18 protein-coding genes and 1 tRNA gene are annotated in these 24,486 nt (G+C 64.9%); 8 read left to right on the forward strand and 11 right to left on the reverse strand.

Translation table 11 applies throughout. From position 1 onward, the window contains the following. Positions 1–1,059 precede the first annotated feature (1,059 nt). Positions 1,060–1,135: transfer RNA gene (locus GGR13_RS13420), tRNA-Lys, on the reverse strand. A 166-nt stretch (positions 1,136–1,301) separates the two neighbouring features. Between GGR13_RS13420 and GGR13_RS13425 the strand changes: the two genes are divergently transcribed. Next, the gene (locus GGR13_RS13425) at positions 1,302–2,738 is read left to right on the forward strand and encodes an amino acid permease (protein WP_183214053.1); all 1,437 of its coding nucleotides are present in this window, start codon (positions 1,302–1,304) and stop codon (positions 2,736–2,738) included. After that, positions 2,738–3,091 carry an Hpt domain-containing protein gene (locus tag GGR13_RS13430; RefSeq protein WP_183214055.1) on the forward strand — a complete coding sequence of 118 codons (354 nt, stop codon included), beginning with the start codon at positions 2,738–2,740 and terminating at the stop codon, positions 3,089–3,091. Before GGR13_RS13425 ends, GGR13_RS13430 begins: the two co-directional genes overlap by 1 nt. On the opposite strand, the gene GGR13_RS13435 is transcribed toward GGR13_RS13430, so the two are convergent. From GGR13_RS13435 to GGR13_RS13455, 5 genes are read right to left on the reverse strand one after another with little or no spacing between them, the layout of a single operon-like run. Beyond that, on the reverse strand, positions 3,088–3,420 hold the full coding sequence (locus tag GGR13_RS13435; RefSeq protein WP_183214057.1) for a chorismate mutase: 333 nt from the start codon (positions 3,418–3,420) through the stop codon (positions 3,088–3,090). The two genes, GGR13_RS13430 and GGR13_RS13435, sit on opposite strands and share 4 nt — an antisense overlap. Before the next feature lie 60 nt (positions 3,421–3,480). Next, positions 3,481–5,880, reverse strand: coding sequence for a glucan 1,4-alpha-glucosidase (locus GGR13_RS13440; protein WP_246347846.1), 2,400 nt, complete (start codon positions 5,878–5,880; stop codon positions 3,481–3,483). Beyond that, positions 5,877–6,824, reverse strand: coding sequence for an alpha/beta hydrolase-fold protein (locus tag GGR13_RS13445; protein ID WP_183214058.1), 948 nt, complete (start codon positions 6,822–6,824; stop codon positions 5,877–5,879). The genes GGR13_RS13440 and GGR13_RS13445 overlap by 4 nt, the downstream gene beginning before the upstream one ends. Beyond that, entirely contained in the window at positions 6,821–8,362 is a 1,542-nt protein-coding gene (locus GGR13_RS13450; protein ID WP_246347847.1) for an MFS transporter, read from the reverse strand. Before GGR13_RS13450 ends, GGR13_RS13445 begins: the two co-directional genes overlap by 4 nt. Next, positions 8,359–10,398, reverse strand: coding sequence for a glycoside hydrolase family 97 protein (locus GGR13_RS13455; RefSeq protein ID WP_183214060.1), 2,040 nt, complete (start codon positions 10,396–10,398; stop codon positions 8,359–8,361). Before GGR13_RS13455 ends, GGR13_RS13450 begins: the two co-directional genes overlap by 4 nt. A gap of 55 nt (positions 10,399–10,453) precedes the next feature. On the opposite strand from GGR13_RS13455, the gene GGR13_RS13460 reads away from it, so the two are divergent. Further along, a complete protein-coding gene (locus GGR13_RS13460) occupies positions 10,454–11,521 on the forward strand; it encodes a LacI family DNA-binding transcriptional regulator (RefSeq protein ID WP_343060408.1) in 1,068 nt (355 codons plus the stop codon). A 5-nt stretch (positions 11,522–11,526) separates the two neighbouring features. Here the strand turns inward: GGR13_RS13460 and GGR13_RS13465 are convergent, their stop codons facing one another. Further along, on the reverse strand, positions 11,527–13,173 hold the full coding sequence (locus GGR13_RS13465; protein ID WP_183214063.1) for an alpha-amylase family glycosyl hydrolase: 1,647 nt from the start codon (positions 13,171–13,173) through the stop codon (positions 11,527–11,529). Next, on the reverse strand, positions 13,170–14,999 hold the full coding sequence (locus GGR13_RS13470; RefSeq protein WP_343060409.1) for an alpha-amylase family glycosyl hydrolase: 1,830 nt from the start codon (positions 14,997–14,999) through the stop codon (positions 13,170–13,172). The genes GGR13_RS13465 and GGR13_RS13470 overlap by 4 nt, the downstream gene beginning before the upstream one ends. Before the next feature lie 311 nt (positions 15,000–15,310). On the opposite strand from GGR13_RS13470, the gene GGR13_RS13475 reads away from it, so the two are divergent. Together GGR13_RS13475 and GGR13_RS13480 are read left to right on the forward strand one after the other, a co-directional pair. Further along, positions 15,311–18,097: a TonB-dependent receptor gene (locus GGR13_RS13475; RefSeq protein ID WP_183214065.1), complete on the forward strand. Its 2,787-nt coding sequence runs from the start codon at positions 15,311–15,313 to the stop codon at positions 18,095–18,097. A gap of 208 nt (positions 18,098–18,305) precedes the next feature. Continuing rightward, the gene (locus GGR13_RS13480) at positions 18,306–19,595 is read left to right on the forward strand and encodes an MFS transporter (protein WP_183214066.1); all 1,290 of its coding nucleotides are present in this window, start codon (positions 18,306–18,308) and stop codon (positions 19,593–19,595) included. A gap of 55 nt (positions 19,596–19,650) precedes the next feature. Here the strand turns inward: GGR13_RS13480 and GGR13_RS13485 are convergent, their stop codons facing one another. The 3 genes from GGR13_RS13485 to GGR13_RS13495 all read right to left on the reverse strand — a co-directional run bounded on the left by GGR13_RS13485 (position 19,651) and on the right by GGR13_RS13495 (position 21,595). After that, on the reverse strand, positions 19,651–20,280 hold the full coding sequence (locus tag GGR13_RS13485) for a DUF1190 domain-containing protein (protein ID WP_246347848.1): 630 nt from the start codon (positions 20,278–20,280) through the stop codon (positions 19,651–19,653). Positions 20,281–20,288: 8 nt separating this feature from the next. Then, positions 20,289–20,699 carry a DUF350 domain-containing protein gene (locus GGR13_RS13490; RefSeq protein ID WP_183214068.1) on the reverse strand — a complete coding sequence of 137 codons (411 nt, stop codon included), beginning with the start codon at positions 20,697–20,699 and terminating at the stop codon, positions 20,289–20,291. Between the two features lie 236 nt (positions 20,700–20,935). After that, positions 20,936–21,595, reverse strand: coding sequence for a YjfK family protein (locus tag GGR13_RS13495; protein ID WP_183214070.1), 660 nt, complete (start codon positions 21,593–21,595; stop codon positions 20,936–20,938). 196 nt (positions 21,596–21,791) lie between these two features. On the opposite strand from GGR13_RS13495, the gene GGR13_RS13500 reads away from it, so the two are divergent. From GGR13_RS13500 to GGR13_RS13510, 3 genes are all read left to right on the forward strand, one after another. Then, complete coding sequence (locus GGR13_RS13500; protein ID WP_183214071.1) at positions 21,792–22,391, forward strand: YjfI family protein; 600 nt, start codon at positions 21,792–21,794, stop codon at positions 22,389–22,391. A 16-nt stretch (positions 22,392–22,407) separates the two neighbouring features. Further along, the gene (locus tag GGR13_RS13505) at positions 22,408–23,154 is read left to right on the forward strand and encodes a PspA/IM30 family protein (RefSeq protein WP_183214073.1); all 747 of its coding nucleotides are present in this window, start codon (positions 22,408–22,410) and stop codon (positions 23,152–23,154) included. A gap of 170 nt (positions 23,155–23,324) precedes the next feature. After that, positions 23,325–24,485 (forward strand): glutathionylspermidine synthase family protein, encoded by a 1,161-nt coding sequence (locus GGR13_RS13510; protein ID WP_183214075.1) that lies wholly within the window; start codon positions 23,325–23,327, stop codon positions 24,483–24,485. Position 24,486 lies beyond the last annotated feature (1 nt).

A 24,486-nucleotide genomic window follows, 5' to 3' on the forward strand; every position in this document is an offset into this window, starting at 1 on the left:
CACGTACAATCAGACATCGCCGTTCTTCTTAAACAAGTGGGGTATGATCGCTTAGGTTCGGAGTTGCTCTCATTCACATCGCTCCGATAGCGGACCTACAAAAACTTCGCATTGAGGAACTTGTGTTCGGTGCAGGAGTATCCCCAGTCTCCGTCGGATGGGGTTCAGGGTCATCGGATATTCGCGCCGTCTCTCTCGGGTCGCCGCTTCTGGCAGCTAATGTTTCCACAGAGAGAGCGTGTTCCCCTATCCATCCTTTGGCTGTCCAGGATCTGCTACTATAGCTGCCTCGGTATGTGCTGGCCTGGTACGGGTCGACCGCCCAAGGCCCGTCGTCGCGTATATTAAGCCTCGTCGGATGTAGAGACGATGGCATCAACCCGATCATGGACGCCAGTGGTCCGACCGGCAGTCCGGGGGCGTCGCGAAGCGGCTAGTTTCCGCCCTCCCGCCCTCCCGGCCTCCCTAAGCGCGCAGGAGATCGCCGAGGCTCGTCCATTCGGGCTTCCGGGTTACTGAAGCACCGAATGGGATAACTCGATCGGCCGCGCCTCAAATCGCGGCATGTCGTTCGTCCCGTGGCTTGGCGGCGCGGATCTGACCCTTGGGCCCGCCAGTCGAGTTTTGCAGACCGAGATCGGCCCAAGCTTCCAGATCGTGCACTGCATAGATCACCCGACCTCCGATCTTTCGGTAGGTCGGTCCAGTTCCGTAGGTGCGGTGTTTTTCTAAGGTTCGCCCTGACAGGCCCAAAAAGTGGCCTGCTTCGGGCGTCCTCAGAAAGCGAGAGCGTGAAGGGGAGTCAGTTGAGTTTTCCATGTGCGCAGCCACCAGAGGTCTCCGTTCCGGAACCGAGGGGCGTAAGCTTGAGCGGCGGTGTCATCTGCGACCACTCGCGAACGTACGGTCGTAAGTGTGCGGGGATCGCGATGGCCAGATCGTCCAACGATTTCCCGTTAGTCCACCGTCCTAAATACCGTCCTAATCGCCGTCCTAAAAAAGGCCCGACGCTTGCATTCGCTCAGTATGGCTAAATATGCTGTGATATCAATGAAACGATGGTGGGCGATGTTGGGTTCGAACCAACGACCCGCTGATTAAGAGTCAGCTGCTCTACCAACTGAGCTAATCGCCCGACCGATCGTTTCAAGCACAGGGCATGAGTAATGCGGCCTGCGAGGGGACGGGTCCTAATGGTTATGGCGCGAGAGTGCAAGCATGTGCTTTCGGAATGCGACGGGATGGCGCTAAGGTCCGGCCGGAATCAGGCCTCCGGACGGGGGCGCGAGGGGAACATCGGCATGGCATTCTGGAACCGTCGGCGATCGATCGAGGCGATCACCAGCTTCGAGGGCGGCTCCCGGCTGAAGGCGACCATGAGCTGGCCGCATCTGATCGCCCTGGGGGTCGGTGCCATCGTCGGGACCGGGATCTATACCTTGATCGGCGTGGGAGCGGCCAAGGCCGGACCGGCGGTCATGCTGGCGTTCCTGGTGGCCGGGCTGGTGTGCGTGTTCGCGGCACTGGCCTATGCCGAGCTGGCGACCATGATCCCGGCCTCGGGCTCGGCCTATACCTACAGCTATGCCGCCCTGGGCGAGATGCTGGCCTGGGTGATCGGCTGGAGCCTGATCCTGGAGTATTCGCTGGTCGTGTCGGCCGTGGCCGTGGGCTGGGCCGGTTACTTCAACGGCTTCATGGAGAGTATCGGCTGGGCCCTTCCGGCGGCCCTGACCAGCGGGCCGTTCGGGACGGACACCCCCGGGATCGTCAACCTGCCCGCTGTCGGGATCGTCGGCGTGGTCGCAGGCATGCTGATGCTGGGCACACGCGAGAGCGCCACGGTCAATGCCGTTCTGGTGGTGATCAAGGTCCTGGCGCTGATCGCCTTTGTCGCGATTGCGGCTCCCCATTTCGACCCCGCGAACCTGCAGCCCTTCATGCCGTTCGGCTTTGGCAAGACCGTCGATTCCAACGGGGTCGAGGTCGGGGTCATGGCTGCAGCGGCCATCATCTTCTTTGCCTTCTATGGCTTCGATGCCGTGTCGACAGCGGCCGAGGAGACGCGTAATCCCAAGCGCGACCTGACCATCGGCATCGTGGGCTCGATGGTCGTGTGCATCATCATCTACATGGTCGTCGCTGCCGCAGCCGTCGGCTCCATGCCGTTCGGGCAGTTCGCTGGTTCGCCCGAGCCCCTGGCCTTCATCGCCCGCACCCTGGGGTCCGAGACCGCAGCGACCATCATCGCGGGTGCAGCCATCATCGCCCTGCCGACGGTGCTGCTGGCCTTCATGTACGGCCAGAGCCGGATCTTCTTCGTGATGGCGCGGGACGGCATGCTGCCGCGTGCTCTGGCCAAGGTCAGCGCAAAACGCGGATCGCCGGTGCTGATGACCGGCGTGACGGCCGTGCTGATGGCGGTGGTGGCGGGTCTGTTCAGTCTGGGTGAACTGGCGGCCCTGGCCAATGCCGGGACGCTGGCGGCCTTCATCGCCGTCGGCGCATCGCTGATCGTGCTGCGCATCCAGCAGCCGAACCGCGAACGGATGTTCAAGGCACCGGCCTGGCCGCTGGTCGGGGCCGGGGCGATCCTGGGGTGCATCTATCTGTTCATCAGCTTGCCGGTCTCGACCCAGGTCAATTTCTTCATCTGGAACGGTGCGGGGCTGGTGATCTATCTGCTGTTCGCGCGCCGCAACACCCGTATCGCCAAGGGCGAGGAGACGGCCGCCTGATGGCCCGGTCCGGCCTGTCGGGGGCGGTCGACTTCAGCGTGCTGGACCGGATGACCGGCGGCGACGACGACGTGTCGGAAGAGGTGCTGGGCCTGTTCGTCGAACAGGCGGCGATGTGGTCGACCATGCTGGATGCCAGGTTCGAAGGCTGGCGCGACGCCGTCCACACCATCCGCGGCGCGGCCCTGGGCATCGGCGCCCACGCCCTGTCAGAAGTCTGCGAGGACGCCGAGGTCGCGGATCAGGGGGTGGCGTCGGTCGTGCTGGACCGGGTCCGGTTCTCGCTGGATGAAGCGCTCGCCGATGTTGCGGCCTGGCGGCATGAGCTGATGCTGCGGAGCCTCCGCCGCTAGCTGCGCGTGCGGTCGTAGACGCCGAACTCGTGAGCGATGCAGCGGTCGATCAGGGTCCGCCAGACCGGTTCCGCGATATCGGGTGACAGGTGGTGGGCCTTGGCTGCCGCCAGAACCTTCGTCACCACATCCTCGATCCGGGCATCGTCATGGACGGCGTCGCGGTCCGGCTTGATGCGGGCTGCGGCGTCCATGTAGCGCTGGCGCTCGGCGATCAGGGCGACGAGGGCACGGTCCAGGGCATCGACGCCCTGACGGACCTCAACCATCGACTGGCAGTCCGAAGGATCGACACGGGCGTCGACGGCGACGATAGCGGGCTTGTGCATGGCGCAGGGGTTAGCGTCTGGCATCGCCGACGCCAACCCCTGCCGGTGTCACGGCCACCCTCAGTCGCGGGCGTAGCGGCTGGCGACGGGTTCATAGCGGTCCCAGACCGCGCGGTCGGCCAGCGAGCGCAGCAGCTTGATGTATTCCGCGTGGGTCCAGGCCAGCGGGGTTGCCGAGTCCGTGCCCTGGCCGAGGGTATAGGCGCGCGGAGTGGCATTGCCGACGCCGTCCCAGACCTGTTCGGGCAGCAGAAGCCCGTCATTGGCAAACCGCTCCATCCCCCGGACATAGGTCTGCCGGATGGCGGCAAAAGCGGCGTCGTCGGCATTGGCCCGGGCGGCGCGGGCGATCTCGTAATGACCACGTTCGCCTGTGAAGAAGGGCCAGACCCGGCCGCGCTGGCCCGGAGTCATGCCGCCGACACCATAGTTCCCGCCGGTCTCCATGTTCTCGCCATAGCCATCATTGCCATAGCGACGCCAGCCGGGCGTGGTGTCGCCCGCCGGGCCAAACTCATAGCGGACGCGGTACCGGTCCTCACGGCCCTGATCGTCGTATTCCGGCAAGGTCGCCAGGATGTGCTCATCGTCGGCGGCGCGCACACCGTAGCGGACCAACTCCAGGAAGCCGCCGTCGATGATCCGGTCCTTGGGTTGGCCCGGCTGGCCGTTGTTGTCGCCCAGAGGCATCTTGTCGTTGGGGTTTTCGCTCGGGGACAGGCGCATGAAATAGCGGCCGTCGCCGAACTCCCCGGACGTGGTGAACATCCGGGCCTCGATCTTCGACGCATAGTCATCGGCAGTGGCCTGATAGCGGGCGGCTCCGGCCGTGTCGCCCGCCGCACGCGCCATGTCGGCAGCCACCGTCAGGCCGGCGATCACGGCGGCGGTGGTGGAGGGCGAGTGGCCGGGCTGTTCTTCCCAGCGCTCCTGCTGGGTGAAGGGCGGGGTGACGGTGACGTCGTTCCACAACAGGCCGATCTTGCCGCCTGTGACAAGGAAGTCGGCAGCGGGCTTGATCATGGTTGGATACAGGGCGTTGAGCTCGGCCCGGGGCAGCCAGCCCATTTCGGCCAGTCGCCAGCCCAGCATCAGCGGCATCGCTGTCTGGTCCAGCTGAACCCCGACCCATTCCAGCGTGCCATCGACCTCGGTCTTCTGCAGGAACCAGCCGGTGGCACCTGTGTTGCCCGGCGTCTCGGCATCGACCTGGACCTGGGGCAGGTAACGGAAGGCCGCCAGCGGCGTCTCCCGGTCGCCCAGCGCCGCCATGGCCATGGCCACCTGGTAGAAGTCGCGCGGCCAGACGGCCTTGTAGCCTGTCGACGGATTGGTCGCATCGACCGTGTCGCCCCACGGATTGGACAGGGAGGCGATCAGGGCCCCGGCATAGGTCCGGTCTTCCTGGACCTTGAGCATCAAGGCCGAGGCATAGGCCAGCTTGCCGCCATCGGTGGACTGGGTCGCGATCCGGGGCAGTTCGGTCAGGGACGCGACATAGTCCTCCCAGCCGACGGCGCTGCCTTCACCGTTGAAGCGGGCGAGGACGGTGTCCAGTCCGGTCGCCAGGGTGGCGTCGGCGGTGGCCTCGGCCGCAGCTTCGCTGTCGGCAAATCCGATGACGAAGTCGCGGCTCAGGCTCTGGCCCGCGCGCACGGTCGGCAGGCTGCCCGCCAGCATCAGATTGCCCGTGTCCGTCCCGGTCGAGGCATAAAGGTTGTCGAGGCGGCCGTCGGCCTTGAGTTCGGTCAGGGCGTCGGAGGCGCCGACGAAGCCGACGCTGGCGGCCTCGAACGCCTGGTCCGGCTTCAGCACCAGATGGGTCGTGCCTTCGTGGGCGTACAGGCGCTGTGCCGAGGCTTGGCCGAGATCCTTGACCCCTGTATTGGCGATATGCGGCTCCAGCAGCAGGTGCGGGGTCACGTCACCGCTGAGGGCACGGATGGTGACCCGCACGACCATGGCGTTGCGGTCGGGGTCGGTGAACAGCCGCTTCTCGATCTCGAACCGGCCCTGACGGTCGGTGGTCGTGACCTTGTAGGCCGGAGACAGGGGACGGCCTTGGGCATCGGTATGCAGATATTCCGTCCGGGCGGTGGTGTCGTCGCCCTCGACGGCCAGACCCGAAGACGTCGCAACGGCGAAGCGCAACTGCTTGATCTGGGCTTCATGGATCAGCCCGTACATGGTCTCGGTCAGGACGCCGTCGGCGATCGAGAACCAGACTTTTGATACGTCGCCGGTCCGGCCGCCCGGGCGGTACTGGCCTTCGACATAGGCCTCATAGGATGCCCCGGCACCGGTCTTGACCGCGCTGACCCATGTCGGCTGGTCGCCGGGCGCACCCGGCGCCGTGGCCTGGATCAGAGGGACGGGTGTCGCGACATCGGCCGTGCTGGCGCAGGCGGCCATGGTCAGGGCCGAGGCGGCGGTCAGAAGGCGGGCGGTCAGCTTGATCATGAGGCTACTCGGGTCGGGGACAGGAGGAAGGTCAGGGGCACGTCGAGGCGGCTGTTCCAGCTCTTCTCGTTGTGTTCGGCACCGGGGAAAACCAGCGACTGGAACCGCTCAGGGCCCCAGCCGGCACCGCGCACCGTCTCGTCGATACGGGTCTGGAAGAAGGCATAGAACTGATCGAGGGTTTCATCCCCGCGATCGAAATACAGGCGATGGGTCGCGGGGTCCGGCAGGCCGTCGGCGATGACGCGGCTCCAGGTCTGGACGACCGTCTCGCGCCATTGGGCCAGGGCATCGCCGTCCAGCCGCTCGAGCCGCAGGGGCCAGTGGGTGGAAAGACAGGCCGCGGCCCCGAACACCTGCGGATGCTTCATCATGGCATAGAGCGAGATCAGCCCGCCCATGCTTGAGCCCGAGATCATCGTGTCGCTCCGGCCGGGCAGGGTGCGGTAGTCCCGGTCGATGACGGGCTTGAGCTCATCGACCAGGAACCGCAGATAGCCATCGGACAGGGGCGCGCCGCCATACATGCCCAGCAGGGTCTGGCGGATGTCGTCGGGCAGGGCGGTGATCAGGTCGGCGGGCACATACTCCCTCAGGCGAAGCGGGGTGTTCCAGACGCCGACCACGATCGGGGCCCGGGCCTGACCATTGGCGATCAGCCGGGTCAGGTGTTCATCCACGCCCCATTCGCCGAAATTGGCCTTTGCCGGATCGAACAGGTTCTGGCCGTCGTGCATGTAGAGGACGGGGTAACGGTCGGTGCCGGCCTCGTAGCCGGGCGGCAGCCAGATGGTGACATTGCGCGCCCCGACATGGGCCGAAGCGACGTCCGTCAGCTCGATCAGGCGCCCGGACGCAGGGACGGGCCCGGGCGGCGTCTGGGCCAGGACCGATCCGGCCAGCGGGGTTGCCGCAAGGGTGGCAAGCAGGGTGCGACGGTTCACGGCCTGACCTCCTTGACCCGCAGCGAAAAGGCCGCGGCGATGAAGAAGCTGATGCCCCCGACGACCAGGGCCCAGATGGCCTGACCCTCGAACAGGGCGTTCAGCATCAGGCCCAGCAGGGTCGCCGCCACCAGCTGGGGCACGACGATGAAGATGTTGAAGACGCCCATATAGACGCCCATCTTGCGCCCCGGCACGGCCCCCGAAAGGATGGCGTAGGGCATGGAGACGATCGAGGCCCAGGCGATGCCGACGCCGATCATGGGCAGCCACAGCAGCTGTGGATCGCGGATAGCGAAGATGCCCAGCAGGCCCAGGCCCCCGAAGACGAGGGCGATCGCATGGGCCCCCTTCCGGCCCGTCCGACGCGCAAGGACGGGCAGGGTGAAGGCGGCGAGGGCGGCGACGCCGTTGTAGACGCCGAACAGGACGCCGACCCAGTCTGCACCCGCATTATAGGCCACCGAGGTCGTGTCGCTGGATCCGAAATGCACCGCGGTCACGGCAGCGGTGGTGTAGATCCACATGGCGAACAGGGCGAACCAGCTGAAGAACTGGACCACGGCGAGGCCGCGCATGGTCTCGGGCATGCCGAACATGTCGTCGAGGATTTCGGTCAGGCCGTTCGACGCCCTGGCCCGGCGCAGGGCACCGACCGCCAACTGCAGCAGGCCGAAGCCGGCGACGAAACCGGCGAGGACATAGAGCTCCTTGCCGATGGCCTTGCGCCAGTCGGTCGCGTCGGCTGCGAGGCCCGCAGCCTGATCGCGCAGCAGCCAGATGCCGAGGAAGGCGATGGCACCAACCGCGAGCCAGATCAGTCCGCCGGACATATAGGCGCTGGCAGGCCGCAGGGCCTCAGGCGACGGGTCTGCGGCCGCGCGATGGGTCTCGAAAGCCTCCATCTCGGCGGGGCTGTATTCCTTCGTCGAGAACACCGTCCAGAGCACGGCGACCAGCATGGCGGCGGCCCCGACATAGAAGCTGATCCGGACGCTGTCGGGCACGATGCCTTCCGGTGCTGTCGAGGAAACATTCAGGACATTGGACAGGAGCCAGGGCAGGCAGGAGGCGAAGACCGCGCCCGTGCCGATGAAGAAGCTCTGCATCGCATAGCCCGTGGCGCGCTGTTCCTCGGGCAGGTTGTCCCCGACGAAGGCGCGGAAGGGCTCCATGGTGACATTGATGGCGGCGTCCATGATCCACAGGGTCGCCGCCGCCATCCAGAGAACCGGGGCATTGGGCATGAAGACCAGGGCCAGCGAGGTCAGGATGGCCCCGACCAGGAAGTAGGGCCGGCGTCGGCCCAGCGGGGTCCAGGTCTTGTCGCTGAAATAGCCGATCGCCGGCTGGACCAGCAGGCCGGTCAAGGGCGCGGCGATCCACAGGATGGCCAGAGAGTCGACCTCGGCCCCCAGCGTCTGGAAGATCCGGCTGGTGTTGGCGTTCTGCAGGCCAAAGCCGATCTGGATGCCGAAGAAGCCGACACACATGTTCCAGATGGCAAGCCGGGTCAGCCGGGGGCGGGTCGTCATCATCGGGCGCGTCCCGCCGGCACGAAGCGGATCGCCTGACCGCCACCCGGTGCGAGACGCAGGGTCAGGGTGTCAGCCGCCGTGACGGTCTGTTTCTCGATCACGATGTCGGTGCGGTCACCCTTCCAGTCGGCATTCGGGCCATCGCGATAGATTTCTGCCGTGTAGCGGACGCCTGGCTCAAGGAAGGTCAGCGGGGCTGACAGCACGCGCGGGTTCTCGTCGGTGATCGAACCGAGGAACCATTCCCGGGTGCCGCGTTCCTTGCGGACGATGGTGACGAAGTCTCCCACCTCGCCGTTCAGGACCCGGGTGTCATCCCAGTCGACGGCGACGTCCTTGATGAACTGGAAAGGTCCCGGATTGGCCTCGTAATTGACCAGCAGGTCGGCAGCCATCTGGATCGGGCTGTAGATGGTCACATACAGCGCCAGCTGCTTGGCCCAGGTGGTGGCGATGCCGTCCGGGCTGCGCGTCTCCATGCCGAAGATGCCGGGGGTGTAGTCCATGGGTCCGGCCAGCAGGCGAGTGAAGATCAGGTTGACCTCATGCTCGGGCGGATTGCCGGGCTGGCCCCAGGCGCTGAATTCCATGCCGCGCGCGCCTTCGCGCGAGATCATGTTCGGATAGGTGCGGCGCAGGCCGGTATCCTTGAACGGCTCGTGTGCATTGACGGCGATGCGGTGGCGCGCTGCCGTGGTGACGACCGCCAGTTCATGGCGGCTGATGGCCTGGCTTTCATGCCATGCCAGGGTCGGCTGACCATCCGGGGCCGTGACGCGGGCACCGCCCGCATCCGCCACATAGCCCGTCTTGATCGCGCCGATGCCGAGGCTTTCGTAAAGGGCGAAGGCACTTTCGATCTGCTGTTCGTAGTGGAAGGCGTTTCCGCCCGTCTCGTTGTGACCGATGATCATGACGCCCTTCTCGCGGGCATAGTCGGTGATCCGTTTCAGGTCGTAGTCCGGATAGGCTGTCGAGAAGTCATAGTCCCAGCCATTGCCGAACCACTGGCCGTCCCAGCCTAGATTCCAGCCCTCGACCAGCACGCCGCCGAATCCGTTCTCCGCCGCAAAATCGATGTGCTTGAGCGCATTTTCGGTAGTGGCCCCGTGCTTGGGACCGCTGTTCCAGGTCTTCAGGTCGAGGTGCATTTCCCACCAGATTCCGACGTATTTCATCGGCCTGAACCAGCTGATGTCGCCCAGCTTGTTGGGCTCGTTCAGGTTCAGGATCAGGCTGGATTCGACCAGTTCGCCCGCCGTGTCGGTGATCTGCAGCGTCCGCCAGGGGGTGTTGAACGGAGCCTCGCGCTCGACCGCCGCATTGGTGAACCCGGGGGTCAGGGCTGCTGCAAACCGTTGGCCCTCCGCCCGACGCAGGTTCATCCCGGAATAGTCGACGAGCGCCGCCTCGTGGATCGAGACGTGCAGGCCGTTCTCGGTGCGCATCGTCATGGGGGTCTGGGCGGACCCCACGGCGTCAATCGCCGTGCGGTGGTAGAGGTACTCCTCGCGGTTCCACTCCCAGGCCGGAATCCACCAGGCCTCGCCCGGATCGACGATGTTGAACTCGGTCAGTTCCGAACCGATCCGGACCGTGCGCAGCGTCTCTTGCTCGGGGAACTCGTAGCGGAAGCCCAGACCGTCGTCATACAGGCGAAAGACGACGTCGAAACGCCGCGAAGGCTCGGTTCGTTCGGTGAACGTGACCCGCAGTTCATTGTAGCGATTGCGGATCTCGCGACGCTCGCCCCAGGGCTGCTCCCAGGTCTCGTCGAAGGACGTCGGCGCCGTTGCGGTGGGAACCAGACCCCGCTCAAGCTTGGCTGCGTCCGTCAGGATAAAGCCGAGGCGTGACGGGGCGACGACCGGGCGACCCAGTCGCGACACCGCATAGGTGGGCCGTCCGTCATTGTCGGTGGTCACATCGACGCTCAGCACACCCTCGGGCGAGGACACGCGGAAACTGGCCGGGGCCTGGGCGAAGGCCGGCGTGCAGAGGGCCACGAGGGCCAGCACCAGCAACGAAATACGCATCGAGGAACGCTCCTTACAGGTTCGAGGCAAAGCCTCTTGCCAAGCTTGCGCGACAGTGCGCATCTGGCGGAATGACGTGTTTTGCAGCAAAATTTGCAGGGGTGGCGGGTTGACCAAGCGTGCGACCCGCCTCGAGGATCTGGCGCGGATGGCCGGGGTTTCGATCTCGACGGCGTCCCGGGCGCTGAACGACAGTCCCGCGGTCAATGACCGGACCAAGCAGGCGATCTGGAAGCTGGCGCGCGAGCATGACTATCCGTTCCGCCGCTACATGCCGGCAGGCCCGATCGGGGCCCAGGGCACGATCGCCATCGTCACCCCGCGACCGCAGGGGCGGGAAGGGCGGTTGAGCGATCCCTTCTTCCTCGAGCTTCTGGCCGGGGTCGGCGAAGCGGCACGGGAACGCGGCTGCGACCTGGTGCTGAGCCACGTCGCCCCGAACTCGTTCGAGGAGCTGTCGGCGGCCATGACCACCAGCCGCGCCGATGGCGTGATCTTCCTGGGCCAGAGCACGTTGCACGCCGCCTTCAACCGGATGGTCGAGACCGACGGCCGGTTCGTGGTCTGGGGTGCCGAGATGGCGGACCAGAACTACTGTTCGGTCGGGTCCGACAACATCACCGGCGGTCGTCGCGCGACCCTGCATCTGGCGCGTCTGGGTCGGCAGCGGATCGTGTTCCTGGGCGATCTGGACCCACCGGAATCGATGCAGCGCCAGCGCGGCTATGCGGATGCTCTCGTCAGCGCCGGACTGGGCGTCGATCCCGACCTGATTGTTCCGGCCCATTTCGAGGTCGAGTCGGCCGAAGCCTCCGTTGACAGCCTGATCCGGCGCGGACTGGATTTCGATGGCATCGTCGCCGCTTCCGACCTGATCGCGCTCGGCGCCGTCAGGGCCCTGCTGCACGCTGGCAAGTCGGTGCCCGGAGATGTCAGTGTGATCGGCTTCGATAATGTGCCGTTCAGCCGCTACAGCCGTCCGGCGCTGTCGACCATCGCCCAGGACACGGCCAAGGCAGGGCGACTGATGGTTTCCAAGCTGCTCGACGGCACCGGCGATCGCTCGGGCCGGTCGGAACGGATTCCGACAGACCTGATCGTGCGCGAGACCTGCGGCGGCTGAGGCCATCAGGGGACCTGGGCCAGCAATAGCCCTGCCAGCGGAGACAGACTTCCGGACGCGGGCTCCGGCGCATTGACCGCCTCGACCACGGCCCAGCCCGCAGGCATCGGCCAGGCGATCGGTTCGTGACCGAGGTTGAAGACGCAGAGCAGCGTGCCGGGACCTTCGCCGCGCCGGAAGACGAGCAGGCCGTCCCTCGCCGTGTCCATGGTCATCAATCCGCTTCGCAGGACGGGATGGGAGCGCCTGAGGGCGATCAGGCGACGGGCCAGGTGAAGGCAGGACGCCGGGTCCGCTTCCTGGGCATCGACGGCCAGGTCGACATGTCGCGGATCCACCGGCAGCCACGGCTCGACGGTCGAGAACCCGGCCTGCGCTGCATCATGATGCCAGGGCATGGGCGTCCGGGCTCCGTCGCGGCCCAGGGTCTCGGGCCAGTTGGCGATGGCCTCGGGATCGACCAGCCGCTCGAAAGGAACGTGAGCCTGGGGCAGGCCCAGTTCCTCGCCCTGATAGACGAAGACATTGCCACGCAGCGTCATCAGCAGCAGCATGGCCATCTCGGCAAAGGCCTTCTCGTCGCGACCCTCGGCCCAGCGGCTGATCGCTCGCGGGGCATCGTGGTTCGAGAAGGTCCACGAGGGCCAGCCTTCGCCCTCGATCCCGGGCCACATGGCCGGCCCGCGATCCACCAATTCCGGGGTCAGGGCGTCGGCATACAGGTACAGGAAGCCATAGGCTGAGTGCAGGCGATCGGCCCCGGCCGTGTACTGCTTCATCTCCTCGTTGGCCCGGTCACCCCCGACCTCGGCGACCAGGAACCGGTCGCGGCCGGTCGTGCGGCCATAGTCGTCGGCCAGATGGCGCAGACGGGTCAGGAAGGCAGGGATCTCGGGTTGGGACTGATTGTGCACCTTGTCCTGGAAGTCGAAGGGCCGGGTCCGGCGACCGTTGTCCGACAGCGGCGGATTGTCCGTCAGCTTCGGGTCGTGCATCGCGAAATTCAGGGCATCGAGCCGGAAGCCATCGACACCGCGGTCCAGCCAGAACCGCATGGCGTCCAGCAGGGCCTCCTGCACCTCCGGGTTCCTGACGTTGAGCTGCGGCTGCTCCTTCAGGAAATTGTGCATATAGTACTGATGGCGGCGGGCATCCCAGGTCCAGGCCGGACCGCCGAACACCGACTGCCAGTTGGAGGGCGGTGAACCATCGGACTTGGCATCCGCCCAGACGTACCAGTCAGCCCGGACATTGGACCGGCTGGACCGGCTGTCCCTGAACCACTGGTGCTCGTCCGAGGTATGGGAATAGACCTGGTCGATGATGACCTTGAGGCCGAGGTCGTGGGCCCGGGCGATCAGGGCGTCGAAGTCCGCCAGGGTGCCGAAGATCGGATCGACGTCCAGATAATCAGACACGTCGTAGCCGAAATCCTTCATCGGCGAGGTGAAGAAGGGCGACAGCCAAACCCCGTCCACGCCCAGCGAGGCGATGTAGTCCAGATGGGCCGTGACCCCGGGCAGGTCGCCAATGCCGTCGTTGTTCGAATCGGCAAAGCTCCGGGGATAGACCTGGTACAGGACCGCACCGCGCCACCATGCGGTCGAAGCATCAGCCTCAGCGACAGGTTCGATCAGGGTCTGGATATTCAACGCGCACCTTCAGAACGGCAGATCATGTAGTCTAGGGGAGGAACGGTCACTCGCAGACTGGCGGGTGCCGAGGATTCGGCCATGCAGTCTCCGTGAATCGCAGTCCAGCGCGAGGATGCCGCGTCGACCTCGATCTGGGCGGTGATAGGCGTGGTCGCCGTATTGAAGACGATCAGGGTCTCGCCGACGGCCTCGTCCGAGAAGCGGGACACAGCGAAAAGGCCCGGACCTTCGCCTGAATGGCGGACGAGCTGTCGACCGCGACGCAGGGTCGGATGATCCGCGCGCAATGCCGCCATCTCCGAAATCGCCTTGTAGAGCGGCGCTTCGGTATCAAAGGGCTCGCGCCGTCCGCCGATGATGCGGTCGTCAGCATACTGGGGCACCCGGGTGGCGAACATGTCCTGGCGCGATCCGCCATAGCCGCCGTCGCCGGCAAAGCCCTGTTCATCCCCGTAATAGAGCGTGGGCACACCCCGCGTGAACATCATGATCGCATGCGCCAGCCGGCTGCGGGCCAGCAGTTCGTCGTCGGAAATGTCCGGCTTTGCGACCTGGATGAAATTCCCGATCCGCCCCATGTCGTGATTGCCGAGGAAGGTCGGCAGCTGGATCGTGGCTGCGGCGCCGCCTTCGTAGTTGGCATCGGCATCGTAGAGGCGGGCCAGCATCTCGGTTGGCTTGTCGCGCGCGACCACGTCCGTGACCACGCTCTGGAAGGCGAAATCCAGCACGGCGGGGAAGCCGTCGACGCGGGTGAAGCGCGACAGGACAGCAGGGTCGCTGTCGAACACCTCGCCGAAGATGTGAAAATTGGGAATGCCACGGGCGGCGGCACGTTCGCGCATGGCCGGGATGAAGGCCTGCCAGAACGCCGGGTTCACATGGCGTGCCGTATCGATGCGAAAGCCGTCGATGCCGTACCGGTCGATCCAGTCGCCGAAGATCTCGATCATTCCGGACACCACGCGCGGGTGCTCGGTCATCAGGCCGTCCAGTCCGGCGAAATCGCCATCCAGCGAACTCTCGCCGCGGAAGGTCGAGTCGCCCCGGTTATGATAGTAGATCGGATCGTTCAGCCAGGCGGGCACCTTGACCGTTTCCTCGCCCGCAGGGACGTACGGCGTCCAGGCATAATCGGGCCGCGTCAGGCGATCGAAATTCGTTCCGTCGAAGCCGTCATTGATCGGTTCGCCGTCAACGCCGCCGCGTCGCGTGAAGGGATAGTCGGCGCGGCTGCGATAGCCGCAGTCGTTCTTCTGGCACTCGCGATACCGGATCACGTCCGCCGTGTGGTTGGTGACGATGTCCAGATAGACCTTCATGCCCCGCGCATGGGCTGCATCGACCAGGGCCCTCATCGTGGCCTCGTCGCCGAAATGCGGATCGACGGCGGTGAAGTCGGTGATCCAATAGCCGTGCGCGCCCGAAAACTCGCGGCCCGGCTCGCCCTGCACGGGCTTGTTCCGGAAGATGGGCGCGAGCCAGATCGCGGTCGCCCCAAGGCCCTGGATATAGTCCAGCCGCTGAATCACGCCAGCCAGATCACCGCCGTGGTAGAAGCCCTCGTGGGCTGGATCGAAGCCGTGATCCAGCCTGCCGCCGGTGATTCCGCCCCTGTCGTTGGACGGGTCGCCATTGGCGAACCGGTCGGCCAGCATGAAATAGATGACCTCGTCCTGGGGCGGCCGCGCCCGGAGGTCGCTCAGCACATCCGTGGCCGCCGGCACCTGCGCGACCGCAGAGCCTGAAGCCAGCAGACAGGCTGCCGCGCAGACGCTGAGAAGCGGTCGCAGTTGTCGGGTGGATGGCCGAAACAGTCCCACGGTGATTCCTCGGTTGCGGCTCTCTTGTCGGAGCCCGCCTTCATGAACGCCATGTCCTGAAAGTCTCTTTGCAAGATTTTGCAAAATGGCCGGGACGTGTCAACCGGGCAACGCTCTCACCTCATTCTTTTGCCAGAAACCCTGTGCTGCAGCGCAATAGGGCCCATTCAGCCTCGCTTTTGAGCGAACGGAAAAACGGCAAACATGCGACGGTCTCATTACGGGCTTGCAAGATGGGGCAATGTTTGCATATTTTTGCGCAGGCTCTGCATCGCTTCGACAGAAACGCGAACAGCCAAGGGAGGAAGACCATGAGAAACAGCTTCACTACGCGTGCGCGTTTGATGAGCGGCGGTGCAATGACCGTCGTGGCCCTTCTGGCGTTCGGAACGCTGGCCCACGCCCAGACAGCCCCGTCGCCTCAGGACGACGATGCCACCACGGTTGACGAGATCGTCGTGACCGGCATCCGGGCTTCGATCGCCAACTCGATCGCCGCCAAGGCCCGCAACACCTCCATCGTCGAGGTGATTTCCGCCGAAGACATCGGCAAGCTTCCGGACGTCTCGATCGCTGAATCGCTGGCCCGTCTGCCCGGCCTGACCGCCCAGCGCCTGGACGGGCGCTCGCAGGCGATCTCGATCCGCGGCCTCGGGCCGGACTTCACCACCGCTCTGCTGAACGGTCGCGAACAGGTCACCACCGGCGACAACCGCGGCGTCGAATTCGACCAGTATCCTTCGGAACTCCTGAGCGGCGTGACGGTCTACAAGACCCCCGACGCCCAGCTGATCGGTCAGGGCCTTGGTGGCACCGTCGATCTGCAGACCGTCCGGCCGCTGGCCTATGGCCGTTCGGCGCTGGCGATGAACTATCGCTATGAGCAGAACGACATCGGTGCCCTGAACTCGGGCACGACCGACACGGGCAACCGCTATTCGATCTCCTTCATCGACCAGTTCGCCGATGACACGATCGGCGTGGCCTTCGGCTATGCGCACATCACAAGCCCCTATCAATCCGAACGCTACAACTCGTGGGGGTATCCGACCGGCCCGGCGAACGCGCTCGTGCTTGGCGGCGTCAAGCCCTACGTCATGTCCTCGGAGCTGGAGCGCGATGGCTTCATGGGTGTGGTGGAATGGAAGCCAAACGACCGGTTCCATTCGACGATCGACGCCTTCTATTCGAAGTTCGACAACACCCAGGTCCTGCGCGGCATTGAGTTTCCCCTGTGGTGGGGCGGTTCCTCCGGCAACTGCGGCACGCCCCAGGTCCAGACGGCAACCTGCCGCCCCGGCCCGGTTCTGCGCCCCGGTGCAACGGTCGAAAACGGTCTGATCACGGCAGGCACTTTCGACAATGTGAAAGGGGTCATCCGCAACGACGTCAACACGCGCGACAGCGAGATTACCTCGCTGGGCTGGAACACAACGTTCGCGGCGAACGATGACTGGACCTTCGAACTCGACCTGAACTATTCGAAGGTCGAGCGTACGGACATCGTTCTCGAAACCTACTCCGGTACGGGGCGTGACATCGCCGGCGCGCTGGACACCCTTGATTTCCGGCTTGACGGCAATGGGGTGCCCCGGTTCACGAGCCGCCTGAACTACGCCGACCCCAACCTGATCCGCATCACCAGCCCGCAGGGCTGGGGTGGCGACATCGTTCCGGGTGGCCAGGACGGCTATCTGAACAGCCCAACCGTCAGCGACGAGATCAAGGCCGTCCGCTTCAGCGGTCGTCGGGAACTGCATCAGAGCCCGTTCACCGCGATCGAATACGGTGCCAACATCTCGGAGCGTGAAAAGTCCTTCGTCAGCGACGAGTTCTTCCTCGCCGCTCCGGGTGACACGACGGTGATCCCGACGCAGTTCCTGCTCAACCCCACCGCGCTGGATTATCTCGGTATTCCTGCGGTGATCAGCTACGACGCCCTGGGCCTGGTAAACAGCGGCTTCTTCGCCAGAACGCGCAACCCGAACTCGGACGTCATCTCCAAGAACTGGGCCGTCACCGAGAAGGTCAACACCTTCTGGGTCAAGGCCGACATCGACCACAACCTGTTCGGCCTGCCACTGACCGGCAATGTCGGCCTGCAACTGATCGACACCGACCAGACCTCGACCGGCTTTGCGGCCACCGGGTCCGGCACCGGCACCCTCACGGTCCCGCTGGAGGGTGGCGACGAATACATCGAGATCCTGCCGAGCGCGAACTTCATCCTGGAAGTCGGTGAGGACCAGTTCCTGCGCTTCGCTGTTGCCCGGACCCTCGCACGTCCGCGTCTGGACGACATGCGCGCCTCGCAGACGTTCAACTTCAACGTCCAGAACAACAACGCTCTGGCGCGACCGGACGTTAACTCGCCATGGAGCGGCGGTGGCGGTAATCCTGAACTGCGGCCCTATATCGCCAATGTGATCGACCTCTCGTTCGAGAAATACTTCGCGAACCGCCAGGGCTATTTCGCACTCGCAGGCTTCCACAAGGAACTGGAAACCTACGTCTATAACCGGGGCCAGGTGTTTGACTTCACCGGCTTCCCTAGCGGCGGCGTACGCCCTGTCATCAACCAGGGTCTGGTGTTCGCACCGGACAACGGCGACGGCGGCTACATCCAGGGCATCGAATTCTCGATGTCCGTTCCGTTCGAGATTGTCCATCCGTGGCTGGACGGCTTCGGCATGCAGTTCAGCGCTTCGTCGACCACCAGCGAAGTGACCCCGAACCGGAACGAGCCGCCGACTGCCCTGCCGGGCCTGTCGGAGACCGTTGCCAACCTGACCGTCTACTATGAGAAGGACGGCTTCCAGGCGCGGATCTCGGACCGCTACCGGTCGGACTTCCTGGGTGAGGTTGCAGGCTTCGGCAACGGCCGCACGCTGCGCAACGTCGCCGAGGAAAACGTGGTCGACGCGCAGATCGGCTACGAGTTCCAGTCCGGTCCGCTGGAAGGTGCCTCGATCCTGTTCCAGGTCAACAACCTGACGGACGAGCCGTTCAGCACCTACAACGCGGGCGACGAGCGTCAGGTCATCGACTACCAGCAGTACGGCCGGACCTTCCTCGCTGGCATCAACTACCGCTTCTGATGGATTTCGGGGTCGCGCACGCGTCGTCTGCGGCCCCGCATCCTCCTTCTTCCTGAGCCTGTAGGCCGCGCCGGTTCACCGTCGCGGCCTCTTTTTTGGAAACTTTCGGTTACGGGGTCGCCTTTTCGGCTGGACCTGCCCCGTATTCCCGTGAAACCCAGTCCGAAGGGACGCTGTGCAGATCAAGACGCAGCGCGAGGAACACACCATGAGTCATTCTGAGACACCGACCGGCAAGGGCACCAACCTCGCCTTTGCCTATGTCACGACCCTGTTCTTTGCCTGGGGGTTCGTGACCTCGCTGATCGGGCCCCTGATCGCGGCCGTGCGGCGCGTGTTCGAGCTCAGCTATGCCGAGGCGACCCTGACGACCTTTGCGTGGTTCATCGCCTATGGCGTGGCGTCCATACCTGCGGCCGCCATCCTGGGGCGGCTCGGCTACAGCCGGTCCATCATCGCCGCCCTGGTGACCATGGTCGCCGGCTGCCTGATCGTGCCGATTGCGACGATCGTGGACTGGTATCCGGGCGTGCTGATCGCCCTGTTCGTCATCGCGTCGGGCGTGACTCTGCTTCAGGTCGGGGCCAACCCGCTTGTAGCCGCCCTGGGGTCTCAGAAGACTTCCCATCTGCGGCTCAATTTCTCGCAGGGCTTCAACTCTCTGGGCACCACGCTTGGGCCGTTGCTGGCCGCGCCGATCCTTCTGACCGGCGGCGTCTTCGCAGCGGATGCGGTCATCACCGATCCGGCCACGCGTGCCGAAAGCCTGCGCAGCATCGACTTCGCCTTCCTCGCCGTGGCAGTGTTCTTCGCCGTGGTTGCGGCCTTCATCTTTACCGCCCGCAAGACCATCAATGCCTCGGCTCCGGTGCCAACTGCCGAGGACCGGATGTCGCCACTGGTGGCGCTCAAGTCGCCCTGGGCCGTGTTCGGCGCACTGGCGATCTTCTTCTACGTCGGATCGGAAGTGACGATCGGCGACCTGCTGACCAACTTCCTGCACAGCCCCGAGATTCTCGACATCCCGCTGGCGGCAGCGGGCAGTATGGTGGCCTGGTACTGGGGTGGGGCCATGGTCGGGCGTTTCGTCGGGGTGGGTCTGATGACCATCGTGCCCGCGCGCATCCTGCTGATCGCCTGCACGGCCATTGCAGCCCTGTTGTGCCTTTTCGTCAGCCAGAGCAGCGGCGCGACCGCAGCCTATGCGGCGCTTTCGATCGGCTTCTTCAACTCGATCATGTTCCCGACCATCTTCACCCTGACGCTGGAGCGTTCGACGGCACCGGTTGCGGCGACGTCCGGGCTGCTGATTTTCGGCATCATCGGTGGAGCCATCCTGCCGTTCATTGCCGGAACGATCGCCGATAACTCGGCGACCCTGAACCCGGTCTTCTATGTGCCGATGATCGGCTATGCGATCCTGGTCGCCTTTGCCGTCGCCGCGTCGCGGGCGAAGATCAACACGCGGATCGAAGCGGGCGCACCCGGCGGGCACTGAGTGCTCAGACCTCCCTCTGCCGCCGGCAGAGGGAGGTCTGTCGTCCTAACCTGATCTAGCCGCCGTAGCTCCGGCCGCCGCCGCCGAAGCCGCCGCGCGAGACCGTGGCCGTGCGGCTCTGGACCCGTTGGGGGGCCTGCCGGGCGACATCGACGTCATTGCGATTGGCGACGCTGCGGCCGGTCCGGTAGTCGCGGGAAATATAGCCGCCGCCATAGCCGTTCGAGAACTGGCCGTCGCGATCGCGGTACAGCGCTCCGCCACCGCGATAGCCGCCGCCGTTCATCAGCTGGCCGATGATGAAGCCGGTTGCGAGCGGCCCGAAGAACGAGCCGCCGCCACTGTTGTTCAGCGGGCGACATTGCTCCGGCCCCCACTGGCCCTCGCATTCCTCGCGGGTCGCATAGCGCGGGGCGTTTTCTTTCGCCTGCTGGTCCGCCGCCGCATAGGCCGCATCGCACTCCGTGTCCGAGACATCATTGGCAGCCTTGCACTCCGCCAGGGACGTATAGGCGGGTGCCGGCTCAGGCTCGGGCAGGGCGCGCTGGGGCGATCCACAGGCGGCCATGGTGAAGCCGACTGTCGCCATCAGGCTGGTGACGTGAAGCGACTTCGATCGCTTCAGCCGCTTCATCCCGGTTTCCTGGGGCAGGGGGTCGGATGTCTTTCGATCAAGGTCGGACATGGGTTTCCTCACGCAGTCATGCAGGCGGCGTTGAGCAGGCCGACGCCGATGGAAATGGAGGCCATATAGAGGGCCGCGGCCATTTCTCCGGCTTCGATCCGGGCAGCCAGCGCCTTGTAGACAAGACGGCTGACGATGATGAACGAGACGATCTGGATCACGCCGGCCAGCGTCGCCCAGGCCGCAAACTCGGGCAGGCTGACGGTGTGCGACAGGGCCGAGGCCAGCGGCAGGACATAGCCGATCAGGGCTCCGCCGAGGGCGACGGCCGCGGCCGTGTTGCCCTGCCGGATCAGGCTGCTCTCGTGGTAAGGCGTGACCAGCTGGTAGAGGTATTTGAAGGCCACGAAGAAGGCCGAGGCCGCCGCGAAGGCGATGATGAAGGCCGTGGCCCCCGTCTGGAATGCGAACCAGTCCATGTGTCTTTAGCTCCCCTTGATCGCCGAAATTCGGCGAGCGTCAAAAATGGCTTTCGTCATCCTCCGGTCCGCGGCTTCGCGGAGCCGGAGGATCCAGTGGCGCCGAAAGGCGATCTGGTCCTGCAGAACGTTCAAGCCCCTCGCGTTTGCGACAGGTTCGTTCTCGCCGCTGCTTCCCCAGGTTGACGCCGAAGGCGCGGATTGCCGCAGGATGACGAAGGGATTGGTCATAGCCATCATGCCCGGAACTCGCCGACTTCCAGCGGAATGCCGATCATGATCTCGTGGGTGACCTCGCCGCGCTTGCCGCTGCTGTCTTCGGGCTGCATCTCCAGCGCCATCATCAGCTCGCGGCCGCCCGCCAGATCGCGCGCATAGAGCATGCAGATCTCGAAGATCCTGGAATAGGGTGCGGTCGCCGTGCGGTCGTCGTACAGCGACTCCCACAGTGTGACAGGCGGCTGGCGCAAGTCACTTTCGGAAAACCAGAAGCGTGGATAGGCCGGCAGCTCCTCCGCCGCACCATCGAACACGGGCTCCGAGAGCCGGTCCTTCCACATCCGCCGCTCCCGGTCACCGGGGGGATAGGCCGAGGTCCAGGGCGTGAACAGGGTGAAATCATAGGCGACGCGGCCCTCTGCATCGTCACTCATCGCCTGAAGCATGACATGGTCGTCGGTGTAGAACCGGTGCACGAACTGGCCGTCCATCTCGATCACGCCCTGGGCGGTAATCTCGAGCGCGTCACGGTCGAGCGAGAATTTCGTCTCATCGCCCAGCCGGTTCCAGGCCAGGGTATCCAGCGACACCGTGCGCCCGACCGTGATGTTGCGCACCTCCGCCAGCGTCACCGGCGGTGGCGTCTTCTCTCCGGAACCAAACAGCCGCTTGAACATGTTCTGTCTCTACGCCGCCCGCCTGTTCATTTCGAGCGGAGCGGCAAAAATAACCCCACCAGCATCGACGATGGCTGGCCAATGTCAATCGTTCCTGTTACGCGTTACATGAAACATTCGTCATTGTTCCGGATTCCCCTTGCCGAGCGCCAACGATCGGATCAGAGCTTGGCGAAAGGCCCGCAGGGATGCGGGCATGATCAAGCTGGAGTTCTGGGTGCCGGACGCCGCCAAGGATGATGTGAAGGCGGCGGTCCACGCCATCGTCACGGACTCGACACGCGGACCTGAGATTGTCCGACGACCCCGCCGCAATCCTGTCAACGAAGCTTCTGGAGAGAACCACCCGATGGATGCCGTGATCGAAACGTCCTGGACCGTGCCGACAATCAAGACTGCGCTGGAAGCGTCGGACCTGGTCCGTGATGGCGAGATGACCCTGCGTGTGGTCGAGGGTGCCGAGCCCGTCCTGCTGGCCACGATGCACGAATACGGCGACCTGCCGATCTATCTGTCGGTCGGCGGATCGCAGATCGTCTGCTCCGTGCTGCTCTGGCCGGTGTCCGAGCAGAAGGATGCGGCCAGGTTCAACGAGTTCCTCCTCAAGGCCCAGCGCATCATCCCGCTGTCGAACTTTGCCATTACGGCTGTCGATAATCAGGAGATCTACGAACTGATGGGCGAACTCTCGTGCAAGACGACACTGCAGACGATATTGATCGAACTGCGGACCCTGGCCGAGAACGCGATCGACGCCACGGAACTGCGCGATACCTTCGGCGCCGAAGCCGCCTGAACCGGGAGAGAATACGATGTCCATGCTCGCAAAGCTGTCAGCCCTGTTCCGCGGCACCGCCCATGAGGCCGGCCAGTCCGTGGTCGATGCCAATGCGCTGAAGATCCTCGATCAGGAAATCCGCGACGCCGACAACAACCAGGGCAAGGCCCGCGATGACCTGGCCGGTCTGGTAGCCCGTCGCCGGATGGCCGAGAACGAGATGAAGTCGTTCCAGGACCAGATCGTCAAATACGAGAACTCCGCCCGCACGGCGCTGGAGCGCGGCCAGAACGATCTGGCGCTGGAAGTGGCCGGACGGATCGCCGAGATCGAGACCGAGATGGGCACCCGCGGGCCTCTGATCGAAAACATGAAGGAAGCCGAGGCGCGGCTGCGGACGGCCATCGCCAGCACCGACCAGAAGATCGAGACGCTGCGGCGCGAGATCGACATCGTGAAGGTCAACGATTCCGTCCAGAAGGCCCAGACCTCGGTGGCACTGCAGTCGGCGGGTGCCCAGTCGCGGATCGGTTCGGCCGCCGACAGCCTGCAACGCATCAAGCAGCGCCAGGCCATCAACGAGGAACGCCTGCGTGCTGGCCAGGAGCTGGAAGACCGGCGGACCGGTGCCGATCTGGATGCCAAGCTGAAGGAAGCCGGCATCCTGCCCGGGCATTCGTCGGCCAATGATGTCCTGGCCCGACTGACGACCCAGAAGGTCGAGGTCGTCACGCCCCGGATCGGAACCAGCGTCCCGACCGAGGACAAGGACCCGGCCTAGGACTGTCCTCCCCGTTCGCGAAGCGAAGGGGGAGTTGGCACGGCGCCGCTTCGCGCCGTGACGGTGGGGCTGCCGGATACGAATGAGAACCTGCGGTGGACACAGCCCCTCCACCCCTTCGTGGTGCCCCTTCCCATCGCTGCGCGACGGGGAGGGCAGAGGAGCTTTCCATGCAGCGCATCCCCCTCGATCCCCGTCCTGACTGGCAGGCCCGCGCCGACGCCGTCGGCTTTACCTGGTCGCACGAGTCCGGCGAGCGATACTGGGATGAAAGCGCGGCCTATGCCTTCACCCTCGAGCAGATCGAGCAGGACCTCGAGGCCCCGACCGAGGAACTGCACCAGATGTGTCTCGACCTCGTGGACGAGGCGGTCCAGTCCGAGCGGCTGATGGGGCTTCTGGAAATTCCCGAGCCCATGCGGGACTATGTCGCCGACAGCTGGAAGCGCAACGAGCCATCGCTCTACGGCCGGTTCGACTTCGCCTATGACGGCCAGTCTCCGGCAAAACTGTATGAATACAACGCCGATACGCCGACCAGCATCTTCGAGACGGCGGTGTTCCAGTGGCTGTGGCTCGAGGACCGGATGGCCGACGGCGCGGTGCCGCAGGGGGCCGACCAGTTCAACAGCCTGCACGAAAAGCTGGTGGACCGGTTCCGGGCCATCTTCCCGGATGGTGGGTTCGTGCATTTCTCGTCGGACGACACCGTCGTCGAGGATCGCCAGACCGTGCGCTTTCTCGAGGACCTGGCGAAACAGGCCGGGCTGGATCCCAAATTCATTGCCATCGACCAGATCGGCCTGAACGCCGACGGCCGCTTCGTCGACGACGAGAACTGGCTGATCCAGGCGATGTTCAAGCTCTATCCCTGGGAGCAGATGCTGCGCGACGACTATGCCGAGCCGCTGCCCAATGCCGAGATCACCGTGCTGGAGCCTGCGTGGAAGTCTCTGCTGTCCAACAAGGGCATCCTGCCGCTGCTGTGGGAGCGGCATGCCGGGCACCCCAACCTTCTGGAAAGCTATTTCGAAAGCGATCCGGCCCACGAAAAACTGGGCGAGGCCTATGTTCGCAAGCCCTTGTTCTCACGTGAGGGTGCCAACGTCTCGATTGTCGAGGGCCTCGCGCGCGAGGAAGGGCACGATCAGGGCTATGACGGCGCTGCCATCCGCCAGGCCCTGCACGCCCCGCCGCAGTTTGATGGTCAGTATGTGATCATCGGGTCATGGGTTGTCGGCACCGAGCCGGCCGGGATTTCTCTGCGTGAGGATCTGGGTCGGATCACCCGGAACACGTCCCGCTTTGTGCCGCACTTCATCCGGCCCTGAC

This window comes from Brevundimonas variabilis (genome assembly GCF_014199945.1).
In the GTDB taxonomy this organism is placed as follows: Bacteria; Pseudomonadota; Alphaproteobacteria; order Caulobacterales; family Caulobacteraceae; genus Brevundimonas; species Brevundimonas variabilis.

Bases quoted from the DNA above. Each gene is read 5' to 3' on its own strand.
- GGR13_RS13490 (WP_183214068.1), bottom strand. From the start codon at position 20,699: ATGGACTGGTTCGCATTCCAGACGGGGGCCACGGCCTTCATCATCGCC.
- GGR13_RS13510 (WP_183214075.1), top strand. From the start codon at position 23,325: ATGCAGCGCATCCCCCTCGATCCCCGTCCTGACTGGCAGGCCCGCGCC.
- GGR13_RS13485 (WP_246347848.1), bottom strand. From the start codon at position 20,280: ATGTCCGACCTTGATCGAAAGACATCCGACCCCCTGCCCCAGGAAACC.
- GGR13_RS13430 (WP_183214055.1), top strand. From the start codon at position 2,738: ATGGCCCGGTCCGGCCTGTCGGGGGCGGTCGACTTCAGCGTGCTGGAC.
- GGR13_RS13435 (WP_183214057.1), bottom strand. From the start codon at position 3,420: ATGCACAAGCCCGCTATCGTCGCCGTCGACGCCCGTGTCGATCCTTCG.
- GGR13_RS13495 (WP_183214070.1), bottom strand. From the start codon at position 21,595: ATGTTCAAGCGGCTGTTTGGTTCCGGAGAGAAGACGCCACCGCCGGTG.
- GGR13_RS13455 (WP_183214060.1), bottom strand. From the start codon at position 10,398: ATGCGTATTTCGTTGCTGGTGCTGGCCCTCGTGGCCCTCTGCACGCCG.
- GGR13_RS13500 (WP_183214071.1), top strand. From the start codon at position 21,792: ATGATCAAGCTGGAGTTCTGGGTGCCGGACGCCGCCAAGGATGATGTG.
- GGR13_RS13425 (WP_183214053.1), top strand. From the start codon at position 1,302: ATGGCATTCTGGAACCGTCGGCGATCGATCGAGGCGATCACCAGCTTC.
- GGR13_RS13440 (WP_246347846.1), bottom strand. From the start codon at position 5,880: ATGATCAAGCTGACCGCCCGCCTTCTGACCGCCGCCTCGGCCCTGACC.
- GGR13_RS13450 (WP_246347847.1), bottom strand. From the start codon at position 8,362: ATGATGACGACCCGCCCCCGGCTGACCCGGCTTGCCATCTGGAACATG.
- GGR13_RS13505 (WP_183214073.1), top strand. From the start codon at position 22,408: ATGTCCATGCTCGCAAAGCTGTCAGCCCTGTTCCGCGGCACCGCCCAT.
- GGR13_RS13475 (WP_183214065.1), top strand. From the start codon at position 15,311: ATGAGAAACAGCTTCACTACGCGTGCGCGTTTGATGAGCGGCGGTGCA.
- GGR13_RS13480 (WP_183214066.1), top strand. From the start codon at position 18,306: ATGAGTCATTCTGAGACACCGACCGGCAAGGGCACCAACCTCGCCTTT.